General features: G+C 48.4%; 17 protein-coding genes. 3 read left to right on the plus strand and 14 right to left on the minus strand.

Features of this window, described 5'->3' with window-relative positions; translation table 11 throughout:
- Positions 1-9 precede the first annotated feature (9 nt).
- Both KNO71_RS03300 and KNO71_RS03305 read right to left on the minus strand, forming a co-directional pair.
- Positions 10-366 carry a flagellar protein FlaG gene (locus tag KNO71_RS03300; RefSeq protein ID WP_214687215.1) on the minus strand — a complete coding sequence of 119 codons (357 nt, stop codon included), beginning with the start codon at positions 364-366 and terminating at the stop codon, positions 10-12.
- Positions 367-463: 97 nt separating this feature from the next.
- A complete protein-coding gene (locus tag KNO71_RS03305) occupies positions 464-640 on the minus strand; it encodes a hypothetical protein (protein WP_214687217.1) in 177 nt (58 codons plus the stop codon).
- A gap of 141 nt (positions 641-781) precedes the next feature.
- Here KNO71_RS03305 and KNO71_RS03310 point away from each other — a divergent pair, with 141 nt between their 5' ends.
- Positions 782-1618, plus strand: coding sequence for an endonuclease (locus KNO71_RS03310; RefSeq protein ID WP_214687219.1), 837 nt, complete (start codon positions 782-784; stop codon positions 1616-1618).
- Positions 1619-2058: 440 nt separating this feature from the next.
- Here the strand turns inward: KNO71_RS03310 and KNO71_RS03315 are convergent, their stop codons facing one another.
- The 6 genes from KNO71_RS03315 to KNO71_RS03340 all read right to left on the minus strand — a co-directional run bounded on the left by KNO71_RS03315 (position 2059) and on the right by KNO71_RS03340 (position 7045).
- Positions 2059-3429, minus strand: a complete 1371-nt coding sequence (locus KNO71_RS03315) for a flagellin N-terminal helical domain-containing protein (protein ID WP_214687221.1) — start codon at positions 3427-3429, stop codon at positions 2059-2061.
- 240 nt (positions 3430-3669) lie between these two features.
- A complete protein-coding gene (locus KNO71_RS03320) occupies positions 3670-4962 on the minus strand; it encodes a methyl-accepting chemotaxis protein (protein ID WP_214687223.1) in 1293 nt (430 codons plus the stop codon).
- A gap of 123 nt (positions 4963-5085) precedes the next feature.
- Positions 5086-5409: a hypothetical protein gene (locus KNO71_RS03325; protein WP_214687225.1), complete on the minus strand. Its 324-nt coding sequence runs from the start codon at positions 5407-5409 to the stop codon at positions 5086-5088.
- 10 nt (positions 5410-5419) lie between these two features.
- Positions 5420-6247: a GNAT family N-acetyltransferase gene (locus KNO71_RS03330; RefSeq protein WP_214687227.1), complete on the minus strand. Its 828-nt coding sequence runs from the start codon at positions 6245-6247 to the stop codon at positions 5420-5422.
- A 60-nt stretch (positions 6248-6307) separates the two neighbouring features.
- A complete protein-coding gene (locus tag KNO71_RS03335) occupies positions 6308-6499 on the minus strand; it encodes a hypothetical protein (protein WP_214687229.1) in 192 nt (63 codons plus the stop codon).
- Positions 6500-6559: 60 nt separating this feature from the next.
- Positions 6560-7045: a hypothetical protein gene (locus KNO71_RS03340; protein WP_214687231.1), complete on the minus strand. Its 486-nt coding sequence runs from the start codon at positions 7043-7045 to the stop codon at positions 6560-6562.
- A 156-nt stretch (positions 7046-7201) separates the two neighbouring features.
- Here KNO71_RS03340 and KNO71_RS03345 point away from each other — a divergent pair, with 156 nt between their 5' ends.
- Positions 7202-7699 (plus strand): hypothetical protein, encoded by a 498-nt coding sequence (locus KNO71_RS03345; RefSeq protein ID WP_214687233.1) that lies wholly within the window; start codon positions 7202-7204, stop codon positions 7697-7699.
- A 36-nt stretch (positions 7700-7735) separates the two neighbouring features.
- On the opposite strand, the gene KNO71_RS03350 is transcribed toward KNO71_RS03345, so the two are convergent.
- The 3 genes from KNO71_RS03350 to KNO71_RS03360 all read right to left on the minus strand — a co-directional run bounded on the left by KNO71_RS03350 (position 7736) and on the right by KNO71_RS03360 (position 10036).
- On the minus strand, positions 7736-8671 hold the full coding sequence (locus KNO71_RS03350) for a DMT family transporter (protein WP_214687235.1): 936 nt from the start codon (positions 8669-8671) through the stop codon (positions 7736-7738).
- Between the two features lie 102 nt (positions 8672-8773).
- Positions 8774-9061, minus strand: coding sequence for a putative quinol monooxygenase (locus KNO71_RS03355; RefSeq protein WP_031422801.1), 288 nt, complete (start codon positions 9059-9061; stop codon positions 8774-8776).
- 114 nt (positions 9062-9175) lie between these two features.
- Positions 9176-10036, minus strand: coding sequence for a YitT family protein (locus tag KNO71_RS03360; RefSeq protein ID WP_214687237.1), 861 nt, complete (start codon positions 10034-10036; stop codon positions 9176-9178).
- A 177-nt stretch (positions 10037-10213) separates the two neighbouring features.
- On the opposite strand from KNO71_RS03360, the gene KNO71_RS03365 reads away from it, so the two are divergent.
- The gene (locus KNO71_RS03365) at positions 10214-11128 is read left to right on the plus strand and encodes a YitT family protein (RefSeq protein ID WP_078147345.1); all 915 of its coding nucleotides are present in this window, start codon (positions 10214-10216) and stop codon (positions 11126-11128) included.
- Positions 11129-11183: 55 nt separating this feature from the next.
- On the opposite strand, the gene KNO71_RS03370 is transcribed toward KNO71_RS03365, so the two are convergent.
- From KNO71_RS03370 to fliW, 3 genes are all read right to left on the minus strand, one after another.
- On the minus strand, positions 11184-12239 hold the full coding sequence (locus KNO71_RS03370) for a GGDEF domain-containing protein (RefSeq protein ID WP_214687240.1): 1056 nt from the start codon (positions 12237-12239) through the stop codon (positions 11184-11186).
- A gap of 94 nt (positions 12240-12333) precedes the next feature.
- Positions 12334-12561 (minus strand): carbon storage regulator CsrA, encoded by a 228-nt coding sequence (gene csrA / locus KNO71_RS03375; RefSeq protein WP_012726976.1) that lies wholly within the window; start codon positions 12559-12561, stop codon positions 12334-12336.
- Positions 12561-12998 carry a flagellar assembly protein FliW gene (gene fliW / locus KNO71_RS03380; RefSeq protein WP_214687242.1) on the minus strand — a complete coding sequence of 146 codons (438 nt, stop codon included), beginning with the start codon at positions 12996-12998 and terminating at the stop codon, positions 12561-12563. The genes csrA and fliW overlap by 1 nt, the downstream gene beginning before the upstream one ends.
- Positions 12999-13012: the final 14 nt, after the last annotated feature.

Genomic DNA, 13012 nt, shown 5'->3' on the forward strand with positions numbered 1-13012 from the left:
AATCCTCCTTTATACCCGTTCGTCAAAGAGATGATTGAACTCCATGAACGCTGCGAAGAAATCGAGTGACTTCTTGCTCGGGATTTCGCGGATGACTTCATTGTTTGTATCCACGATTTGAATATAATAGTCGTTCAATTTTTCATGCTTCATAAATTTTAAACCTGTACGCTGTTGTTCTAGGACTTGATTCGCCTTCTCGACGGCCGCCTCTAGCTTGGTAACGTGTTGAGGCGTCGGAAGAATGACGATGCCTTCGTCGGCGAGTTTCGCTTGATTCGCTTCGACGAACACGTTTTTCGTTTGTTCATACGGCAAGACGGAAGAAGGTAGGTGAAGCCGGACTTCTGAAATGGTCGGGTTCATATGGGTCTACTCCTCTTATAATTGTTCTCATGGTCTTTATCGGTTAAAAAGCATGATTTTTATAGTAGTTTAATCAATTCGTTATCGTTTTCCAGCTTCAAGAAATTTCACGTGTGCTTGTAGGTCTGTAAATTGCTTTTGTAAGTAGTCTTTTTTCATCACTCATGATTGCTTCATATACAATCGATTGCATCGTTCGAAGCAAATCTTTTAATTCGGCTAATCGCTTTTGTTCGAAAGATACAACTTCTAATTCTGTTAATAGTTTCTCCAATCAGAAATCATCGTCTCGTTCTACTTATCGACATGTCAATAAAAAATTGGATGTGAGCCGATAAATTAATGACTCAGGCTATTCAAATAAATCGGGAATAACTTAAGAAAGGTAAAAAAATTGATGAAGGAGAGACACGTCATGGACTGGGAAGGGCTATCAGAAGAACAAGTCGCTATTTTGGTTGCTAGTATTTTGGGGGATGGGGAAATTACAAAGTGTTATGCGTATGATAGAAGAATCAACAATAGTTACCGGGAACATTTTAGTTTAGGTCAATTGAGTTATCGAGAGTGGAAACAGCGAAAACTTCCAGACTTACTATACTTACGTGGAAATAATTTAGTGTCACGATCTATCCCACTCATGACAAGACTTTTTCCTCTCTTTTATCCAAATAATAAAAAGCATATCCCATTCGAATTACTAAAAGATATTTATCATCCAGCGTGTATACTGACACTTTATTTAGACGACGGCTCTCTGCTTCTCAGTAAACGATTCAACCATAAGAAGAAGGAAATTCAATTCACACCACATATCGCTCTCTATTTACAAGCCTTTTCGAAAGAACAATTAGAGCAGCTCGCGGAATGGATGAGAGACCATTACAACATCAACGTTCGTACGTCTGGAACTCCAAGCGGCACTGGTTATTACTTAAAGACGACAAAAGTGACGGATACCTTTGATATTTTAAATTTACTTCAACCTTACCAAGCTGAACTTCCGGACTTTATGTATAAGTTGTCATGGCAAAACCGTTTAGACGCTGAGGTGGATCACTACAAACAAACACACCCTGACTACACGATCCGCGTCTCAATCCCTGCAAGACCTTATAGTCATGACGAAGTCACATCACTGATTGAATGGAAACAACAGGGTGTGACAGACAAAGAAATTGCCCAACGCTTAAATCGAACGTATTGGTCCGTCGTTTATAAGTGGCAAGATGTGAAAAACCGTGAAGCATAAGCTCCACGGTTTTTAGTATAACGATCAAGTGCTCAATTGCTATATTAACGGAGCAATTGAAGTACAGCCTGAGGCTGTTGATTTGCTTGCAGATGCCCATATTTTTCAATATGGTCCAGACTATATCTTCACCCTTTTACAATTCCAATATACAAATTATCAATATTGTAAAATAGGGGCTGGGCACTTCCCTCGCCGTTTACGAAGTACGGATCTCATAACCGTGGACAATAGAGTCGGTAGGTCGTTCATCCTAGTCGTTGAACCTTCATCACAGTTTCCTGACAGATGCTTGGCTGCTGATTGTCCAATCCCTTCCTTTTTTCAAACGTTCACGCTCACCGTTTCCAGTCACGTTGTCGTAAGGAGGGCTCTAAGGAGTTCCAGCAATTCACCCAGTTATATTCTTATCCGTCACCAGATAAGACGCCCGTAAAATCTTACCGAAGGAGTTGCAGAACCGCTTCTGGTTGTGATTTTGCTTGAGCTAACATTGCTTGCGCAGCTTGGTTGAGGATGTTGTTCTTCGTGAAGTTCATCATCTCTTTTGCCATATCTACGTCACGAATACGTGATTCAGCGGCTTGGAGGTTTTCAGCAGATGTGCTTAAGTTGTTAATCGTGTGTTCGAGACGATTTTGGTTTGCACCTAACTTCGAACGCTCTCCAGAAACTGATTGAATAGCTGCATCTAATTTTGTAATTGCAACCTGTGCACCAGTTTTATTTGATACATCAAGATCAGCAATATTAAGTCCTGCTGTGTCCATGTCACCTAAAGCTAATTTTACAGTTTGATTTTCATTTGCCCCAATTTGGAACTCAAGAGAATTATCCTGGATTTTAATATCTGCATCATTAGTTCCGGCAGCTAAATCCGAGTTAAAAGTAAACTCTAATCCCCCAACATTCACTTTTCCAGAAGTATCATTAGTTAAAGTAGTAGTACCAACAGTAGTACCAGTTGAATCAGTGACAGTAAATGTAGCTGATTGCCCCACACTAAACTTAAGTGTACCTTCTCCAGTTGTTCCACCACTTGAATCTGGAACAGTGAAGTCAAATCCACCGATAGCTACAGTTGTAGCTGATTTTGCTGCCGTGACAGTTGCTAATTCTTTACCGTTTGCATCCTTCAAAAGATAATCAAGTTGAGTGTTATCTCCACTATTAGTCTTTGCTTCTAAAGTATAATTACCCATTTCAACTGTTGATCCACCAGTAATAGCAATACCAGTGACATCTGTAGTGTCACTAATTTCAGTAAATACTTCAGTTGCTCCAGCAGCAACTGCCACCGTATACGTGTCTGCTTTTAAATCATCGTTACTGACTTTTACACCTGTTAGACCTGTATTAGCAAAGCTCGATGTAGAATTTGCATTTTTGGCTACACTACCGTCTAACAATTTTTTAGTGTTGAACTCTGTTGTGTTAGAAATTCTATCAACTTCTGATTTTAATTGAGAAACTTCTTTTTGAATTTCATTTCGATCAGCATCAGTTGTTGTATCGTTTGAAGATTGAACAGATAATTCACGCATCCGTTGAAGGATAGAGTGAGTTTCATTCAAAGCGCCTTCAGCAGTTTGGATGAGAGAGATTGCATCTTGTGAGTTACGTGTTGCTTGATCTAAACCGCGAATTTGTCCTCGCATTTTTTCAGAAATCGCAAGACCTGCTGCATCGTCTCCAGCACGATTAATTCGGAGACCCGAAGACAATTTTTCCATTGCTTTACCAGTTTGCGATGTGTTGAATCCCATATTACGGTTGGCATTCATAGCGTTAAGGTTGTGGTTAATAATCATTGTAATTTCCCTCCATAGGTTTAAAGTTTTTCCGCTCTTCCAAATCCTTTTGTCCGAGCATGCAAGGTTTAGGCCGGCCCCTCACCTTGCATTTTTTGGAACGTTTTATCGTTTCCATACTCTATATCGGAGTCATCTCGTATCTGTTTAGTCTTTTTTTCAACTTTCTATTCAAAACCTGTAGATTCTTACTTTTGCATAGAAAAAACGCCCCATCACTGGGACGTCTCCTCTTATCTCTTACACTTCCACCTTCATCTGTTCCGTCTCATTCTGCAAACTTTCCGCGACGCGAACGAGCTCTGTCATCGCCCCGTTCACCTCACCAAGACTAGCCGCTTGCTGGCTCGCCGCTGACGTCACTTCATTCGCATAACGCGATGCCTCTTCGACCATACCAACGATGCCTGCTGAGTTTGTCACAACCGAATCGATCTGACCACGTGACTCATCGAGGAGCGAATCGACCGAATGGACATGGCTATACACTTCATTCGCTGAATTGTGGATCGATGCGAACGCACCGCCTGCTTTTTCAACTAAGCCGACACCTGTCTCCACCTCCGCTTTGACGTTCGCCATAGAAGACGATGTATCGCCAACGAGACGCTTCACATCTACGATGAGGTCCGTGATTTCTTGAGTCGAGTTCGCCGTTTGTTCCGCGAGCTTTTTCACTTCTGCCGCTACGACGGCGAATCCACGCCCATGCTCTCCGGCACGTGCCGCTTCAATCGATGCGTTCAAGGCAAGCAAGTTCGTCTGTGCCGAGATGTCACTGATGACATCCGTGATCCGTGAAATTTCGCCTGTCATTTCCGTCAACTGGCTGTTAAGTGTTGATGATTGCTCCACTTTCCCAGCAATCGCATGCATCGCATTGACCGAAGACGAGGCAAGGCCTTTCCCGCTCTCTGCTTCCTGTTGCATCTCACTCGCCGAATCAAGCGCCGATGACATCTCTTGGCGGATGCTCTCCATCGTCCGCGCGACCGCTCCGAGCAAGTCCATCGAATTATACGTCGCACTGACGTTGTCTTCTAACATTTTGTTGAGAGAATCCATCGCAGAACGAATACTTTCGCCCGCCACGTTCCCTTCTTGGACCGCTGCTGCGATTTCCTGTGCCGACCCTGTCAATTGGTCCGCCGTGTAACGCATGTTCGTGCCTTGTTCCCGAAGATGTTCGACCATGTTGTCCATCGATAGGAGCAAACGTCCCATCTCTGAACGATCCGTCGTCTTCTCGTCGGCGAAGTGTACCGTCAAGTCCCCATTCCCGACTTCAACAGCTTTTTCAGAAGCCATCTCGACCGCTTTCAATGGGCGACGGGCAATCAAGTAAATAACACCCCCGCCGAGTGACGAGATGAGTAATGCCACTACCGTACCGACGAGCATGACTTGACCTTGTTCCATCTCGAGTTCCGTCAAGAGTAATAGGGTAATGTAGCCGACCGCTCCGCCCGTGATAAAGGACGTGACCAAAATCCACGCGAGCAGTTGCGTCGTAAAGTTTTTAAATACTTTCACTGTTTGTTCCTCCTCATTGTGTTCATCACTCCTTATATCGTCCAATTTCCAATGAATGTATAGCGTTTTCAGTTGAACGTTTGGTCAATGAAAAAACGTACCCCCGTCAAGGAGTACGTTTCGTTAGAATGCTTCGTCGTCTCGTTCGACATGCGCCACACGACGTGGTGTCGTCGCCGCGTCAATCGCGAGCGTGATGGCAGCCGCCCAGTGCAGCATCATCCCAACAAACGGGATAAAGCCGAGCACCGATGCCGCAATTCCGACCGCCGCCCCGTAAGAGAATCGATTCAATCGACTGAACGAAAGAATCAATACGATCACGTGGTACACAAACATGAAACCGAGGGGCGAATAGCCCATCCCGATGATGAAGAGACCGCCTAGAAGCGGAATCCCGAGAAAGGATTCAAACGCCGCGCCGAGCCATTTCAGATTTTTCACCATGTGGTTCACCTCACACTTCGATCATGTAAAACTCATAGCCACCATTCTCCGCAAAACCGGCGCGTTTGTAGATCTCGAGCGCCGCCTTGTTTTCCGTCTCGACATCGAGCTCGACTTTCGTCCGGCCCATGCGGAACAGTTGTTGGACCATCTGTTTCAACATTTTCGTGCCGTAGCCTTTGCCTTGTTCGCCTGCTTTGACCCCGAACGCATGGATGCTTGCCGCGTCATCCCCTGTCAGAAGAGCGCGAATCACGCCGATCGGTTTGCCGTTCACTTCGCCGATATACGTCACGCGGTCCGGCGTGTCGATTTGTTGATAGATATTTTCCGTCACATCGACCGGGTCACCGAACGCCTCGCTGAGCGTCACGATGATGAGCGGACGGTCGTCTGCTGTCGCCTCACGTAGCGATACCTCGTCCGGCTTCAAGAAGAGCTCCGCTTTTTTCAAAACGAGATTGTATTCCGAGAACTGATACGCCGCCTGAAGATGCTCGAGCACCGCTTTCCCGGATGCCGAGTTTCGGTCGATGACGAACGTGAATGCTTCGCAACCGTTCAACTTCGCGTCTTGTTTTGCCGTTTCGAGTAGTGCCGTGAAGACACCTTGTTTCCGGTATTCAGGATGGACGAGCGCATTCACTTCATACTCGTTCGGAAGATACGGGAAAAGCATGAGATAACCAACGAGCGTCTCCCCGTCATATACCGCATAGTCGTTCTGTCCGATTGACTCATGACCGACCTTTACGTCAATCTTGTCGTTCGCGTTGACCGCCTGTTCTAACGCTTTGACGTCATCTGCCTGTTTGACTTCTTCTACTGTCCAATTCATTCATATCACCTCATTTGTATTGTAGCACAAAGGAAAAAGCCCGCCGTAGCGAGCAGACCTTCACTGATTTCTCTCATTCTGAAAAAGATGCGTCACTTCTCGCATCATGACCGAGATGACGATGACGACAGCCAAGGTGATCAAGCTTTCTTGTTTCGGTAAATCAAACACATATATCGCGACGATAAACAGAAGGGCTACGATCAATCCCTCCGAATAATCTCGTCTTCGGCTTGGTAATGTCTTTCGCAAACGTCCCCCACCTCTCTGAAAAAGACTGCAAACGATTCAGCCGTCTACAGTCTCTCCATGTTACAACGTCCGGAACTCTAACTCAGGGAGTGTCTCGATCAACTCGGCAATCTCGTCCGTATGCGCCTCCGCACCTGGGACGGCCTCTGTCGGTTCGACCCAGAAGAACGTCTTGTCGTTCGTCCCGAGGTAGTTGCCGTAGCCGATTTCTGTCGCGAACGTCTCTTCTGTCAACTCGCGGTCGATCAAGTCCAGATGGAACAAGAGCTGGTCGTCCCCGTCCTCGACGTTATAGTATAAATCGAACGTGCCGTAGCTCTTCGTGTCCCCGATGTCGACGACGTCCTGCGCCTTCTCGATATAGACGTCACCTCGCTCGATCGCCTCGACAATCTTCGACGGCAAGATAATCTCATAGCCGAGCTCATGGTCACGAATCGTCTGCGTCGTATCCTCTGTCCGTCCCCGGGACGAGACGACACCGACTGTCGCCACCAATGCACCTGTCACACCGAGTGCGAGCGCCCATTTCATCGATTTGTTCACAAGAACCACTCCTCACTTGTTAATGTCTTCACTTGATTATCCCACAAGTTGACGACTTTTCATTAAATATTCTGAAAAAATGTTTCCCCTTACATTGACGAGTGTCCGTCAATCCCATACGATGGTAGTAACGTACTATAGAAAAGAGGAACTGACATGTCTAACGAAACTACTTTGACACGCGCTCAGCTGGACGCGCTCTTGAAAAACGTCTTCGCCCTTCAAATCCCGGTCATCGAGAAATTCATGACGGATTTGTTTAAACAATATGTCTCAACGGCATCTACGTTCAAACAGGACATGGACACGATGAAAGCGACGGACTGGCACAAGCATTTCTTCGGTCAAAAAGTGATGCCGCACCTCTTCATCGAGAACCTTGGCTTCGGTGCATCATTCCGTCACCAAGGCCAAGAGAAGGTCGTCAGCATCCCTGAGAACATGACAGTTGTCAAACCGGACTCAGACGCGCAAATCAAAGAGATTTTAGAGAATCTTGACCAGACGCTCGCATCAATGGACAGCGTCAAAAACAAAGGACTCGTCAAGAAGTTCTATAAAGAAACGCTCGAACTCATCTGCCAACTCGGTAGCCGTACAGGTATGATGGATGATTTCTACGACAAAGTCAAAAACAGTTTGACAACAAGTTGATGACAATCCCCTCGTCCATAAGAGCGAGGGGATTTTTTATGCTTCTTGTCGGACCACGGTCGGGAGCTCCATAAACTGACTCCGACTGTGGAAGACGACCCCGACCATGACGAGCACGATCCCGGACAAGGCGATCGGTGACGGCATGATGGCATGCAGGAAGACCAGTTCCCCGATGAGCGCGAACAGGACTTCGAGCGCTTGCGTCGCTTCAACGGACGCCAGTCTTCCCATGTCATGTTTGACGAGATCGGTCGCCATGAAGAATAGCACGGTCGCGACAACCCCGGATAACAGGGCGACGAGGAACGTCTGCCCGAGCTGACTCGATGAGGGACGCCCCGTCGTCAACCCATACGCGAACAACAAGAGCCAGACCGGGAGTGACCCGAGACACATTCCGAGGATTCGCTCGAATACGTCGAGGTCCGTGTGCTGCATCATCTTCCGGTTCCCGAGCGGGTAGGCGAATGCGGCGATGATGACCGGCACGACCCCGAGCCAAATGAACCGAGGTTCGAACGACTCGAAAAACTCCACTTGCATCATTACGACCCCAATGAGAATCAAGACCGAGAAGCGAAGTCCGCGCCATGGGATTCGCTCCCGTCTTCCGTCTGCCTTCTTAAAGAGCGGGGACAACAGTGCCCCGGCGTCAATCGTCACTTGCCACGTGCCCGCGATCAGCCACGGGGGTGCGACCTCGGCCGCGAGACAAATCGGAACGTAAAACAATCCGAACCCGACCGTCCCCCAAAGAATCCATGGGCGAGGATTCTCTCTCAATGCTGAGAGGACTCGCTTGAGTCCACCACGAAACGCGACTACAACTAGCAGTAACGGAATCATCCACAAAAAGCGGAGCGCGGCACTATAGGCAAAGCTGCCACCTCTGACTTGCATCACTTCGTTCAACACGAACGTGCTCGCGAAAAACAAGGCGGCGAAGGCACCGAGTATGAGTGGACGCATACGTTCCCTCCTTTCCGAATCCTGTCATGTTCTTGACACCTCGCCATTTCTCCTGCAAAAAACGGACAGCGCTTCGCCATCCGCTTCATCATCCCATATCAGTCACGTTCGGAGTTCGAGCGCGGCGATCCGCTCCATTCGCTCAAGGATCGGCTTCGCCTGATCGATATATGCCCTCACTTCAGCAAGTGACAACGACGCCGCATGCGCCTCTTCATTTCGCCATACTTCATAGACGAACACGGTATTCGCTTCGTCGAGCGACACGTGGACCCGATACGATTCACAGTCCGATGTCGCCTCCATCTCCCGCGCCGCTTCCGATAAAATCGCCACGAGTCTGTCGCGTTGCCCCGCTTTCGTGACAAGCTTTCCAATCAGTGCGTACATTCCCAATCCTCCCCTTTCTCTAGCATCGACTTCTTCCACTTTCCCTATGTGATTTCCTGCTTGGTCGGTTCACACGTGTAGAGGTTAAAAAAACGGACGACCTTTGGCCATCCGTTAATGAATATCGCGTTTTTGGAAGTTCCCGCCTTTGACCTCTGTCACCTCATACACGACGACGAACGCTTTCGGGTCGACATCATCGATGATGTCTTTGATTTTTCGTTCTTCGAGCCGGTTGATGACACACGTGATTTCGTAATAACTTTCTTTGGAATACGCCCCTTGAATTTGATTCAACGTGGCGCTCCGTCCGAGACGGTCCCGAATCGTCTCGACCATCTCCTGCGGTTCACTCGTGATGATTTTGAACGTTTTCGCCCCGCTCAATCCCTCCTCCACGATATGGATCACTTTCGAGGCGATGAAGTAGGCGATGGCGGACAGGACGGCTCCTTGAAGACCGAACACCGTCGAAACGACGATAAAGACGAATGTATTCAAAAACAGGATCAAATCACTCGTCCCGAACGGCAATTTACGGGATAAGAGGACCGCCAACATATCGATACCGTCAAGCGCGCCCCCGTTACGAAGGGAAATCCCCATCCCGAACCCGAGGATGATCCCACCGACTACGGTGATGAGGAGCGCGTCCCCCTCGATGATGGTCGGAACGTGGTGCATGATGACCGTACCGACAGACAAGGACGCAATCCCGGTAACCGAGAGGATGGCGAAACTCTTCCCGATCTGTTTATAACCGAGATAGACAAACGGAATATTCAATACCCCGATGAAAATACCGAGTGGCAGTCCCGTCAGCTGTGACCCGACGATACTGATCCCGGTGACGCCTCCGTCCGACACGTTATTCGGAATGAGGACGGACTCCAATCCATATGCTGCGATGAGTCCGCCGATGATGTTCATGACCATTTGGAACGCCATCAACCATGTTTTGTTTTCTCGCTTCATCCTATAGACCTCCATCCATTGTTCAACAACCTTGTTAGTTTAACATAAAATGATTTCGAAATAATTTATCGGGAATCATCCCTCAATTCTGAATATTCATGTCAGATTCTCTGTCGTAAATGATTGTCGGTTCGCATCATTTGGTATACTGAAAGAAATGGAAAGGGGGCATCCTGTATGCAGCGTACACCCATGCCTTCCCCGACACCGGAGGAAGTGCAGCGCTTAAGGCGTGAACATAATCCGATCAAGGCGTCCGAACTGTTTGTAAAAGTCGTCCTTTTGCTGCTCGGCTCCCTCGTCTTTGCCGTCGGCTTGGAGGCGTTCCTCGTACCGAATCAAATCATCGACGGTGGTATCGTCGGTGTCTCGATCATCGTGTCGTACTTGACGGAGACGAAACTCGCGATTTGGCTCGTCCTCTTCAACTTACCGTTCATCTACTTCGGCTATCGGCAAATCGGGAAGACATTCGCCGTCGTCACGTTGACGGCCATCCTGCTCATGTCGGCCTTCACCATCGTCCTGCATGACATCAAGCCGTTCACAGACGACCTCCTCTTGTCGACCGTCTTCGGTGGCTTCTTACTCGGTGCCGGAATCGGGCTCGTCATCCGCGCCGGGGGCTCGCTCGACGGAACAGAAATCCTCGCCGTCGCTTTCACGAACCGGTTGCCGTTCTCCGTCGGGGAGATTGTCATGTTTTTCAACATCTTCATCCTCGGGACGGCCGGATTCGTCTTCAGTTGGGACCGGGCCATGTATTCCCTTCTCACCTATTTCATCGCCTTCAAGACGATCGATGTCGTCCTAGAAGGAATCGACCAGTCGAAAGCGGCGTGGATCATCACGTCCGCACCAGACGATATCGGACAGGCCATCATGGACCGACTCGGTCGTGGCGTGACGTATCTTCATGGAGAAGGCGCCTACACGGGTGACGGGAAGAAAGTCGTCTTCACGGTCATCAGTCGACTCGAAGAGACGAAACTGAAAGACATCCTCGATGACTATGACGAGAAAGCGTTCCTCGCCATCGGCAACATTCACGACGTCCGTGGCGGTCAGTTCAAGAAGAAAAACATTCACTAAACGTGAAATCCCCTATAACCGCTGGACCATCATCGCCAACGGTTATAGGGGATTTTTACGCAAATTTGACCTGATTCCGACCATTTCGTTTCGCTTCGTATAACGCCCTATCGGCCCGCTCAAACACGACCACGCTCGGCTCATGCCCAGCGATTGCCGCGCCGATTGAAATAGTCATCGGAATGATTTCGCCTTGAAATTCGAATGTCGTGTGCCGTACCGTGTGCACGATGTCTTCTGCCACCTTCGCCATACTTTCACTCCCTTCAATGACGAGCAAAAATTCTTCGCCACCATATCGCCCGACGAATCCAGACGGCGGACAGCTTCGTTCCAACGTTTGTCCGATATGACGAAGTGCTGCGTCTCCTGCTAAGTGCCCATATGTATCGTTCAACTGTTTAAAATGATCGACGTCGATAACGAGTAACGTCCACGGTTTCCCGGACATTTCCAAATCGTTCATCTGTTCGAGCGTCCGATAACGGTTCGGAAGTCCCGTCAACTCATCAATGGTCGCCCGGTGCGTATGTAGGAGAAACATCCATAGATGCGTCTCAATCTTTTTTGCGGCCCAATAGCAGAGCCAGGCCCCAAAAGATAACATGAGAAAATAAGGAACAAATACATTTATAAAGACCGTCTCATTCACACTGCCGCTCACTTGAATCAAGACGAGGAGCGCACCTAACCCGATGTAGATGGCATACCCTCTCCCTCGACGAATCGGTAAGCGTGTCATGACAAGAGAAAATAAAAAGAAGACAAATAACAGTAGTAACGAGTCTACGAACGGAGCACTCATTCCGTGCAGCGTCGTGCGTCCGATGAAGATCAGACCGAGCGTGACGATAGCTCCGAACGGTCCAGCGAACGTTGCGGATAAGGCAATCGGGATGAGACGAAGGTCGATTCGTGCATCCCCTAATTCGATGGAGTTGATGGTTAAGAGAATTGCCGTCAATCCGTTAGAGACTCCAAACCAAAAGCGTACGAACAACGGGGAAGTCGGCTGAATCGGTAAAACCGTCCGCATCACATAGAATGTGAGTGACATGAATAAAAAGATCAGACTGATGTTGATAAGAAAACTATTAATACCTGTTTCCACCGATTCCCCTCCTTCCTTTCACGTTTCCATCCTATCCCAACCCATCGAGCGCTGTCATCCATCAATTACCGGATTCATGAAAAAAGTCGAAAGCTCACGCTTCCGACTGCTTTTGAATCATCTGCTTCATCAAGTTAGCACTGTTTCGTGCCGACTCGTTCTCTTCCTGCATCTGAATGTACACCTCATGACGATGAATATCGATATGACGCGGGGCATCAATCCCAAGCTTCACTTGGTCGCCTTCGATGGCGAGTACCGTGAGCGTCACATCGTCGCCGATATGGATGGCCTCACCTTGTTTTCGTTTCAATACGAGCATCAGTGCACCTCCGCTTTCGTGCCGCCGAGCGGATAACGGGCCGGATACGCATCGTCTAGGATGACTTGTTTCCCACGACGTTCCTTCGTCTCGATGACGATCGGCGCCTTCAAATTGAGCGTCGACGATTCAAACGGCTCACGCAGCGTGACGATCGAGTAGACCGAGACGTGTTCCGCCTCTTCGATCCCAAGTTGGTCTTTCGCGCCATCCGACAATTCGAACGCATAGTCCGACTTATGCCAAAACGGGTTCGTCACGACGAACGCGCATGCCTGTTCCTCAATCGACTGAAGCGACCAGAACGGTAAATCCTCCCCATACGGAATCAACACGAACGTCTTTGAATCCGGGAACCCCGGAATCTCACTGACGAACGTGATCGTCTCCGCTTCGTTTATTTCAATCTTGCCAAAGTAGTCTGTTTCAATGAACATGGATTGTCCTCACT

Source organism: Exiguobacterium sp. s163 (assembly GCF_018617135.1).
In the GTDB taxonomy this organism is placed as follows: domain Bacteria; phylum Bacillota; class Bacilli; order Exiguobacteriales; family Exiguobacteriaceae; genus Exiguobacterium; species Exiguobacterium profundum.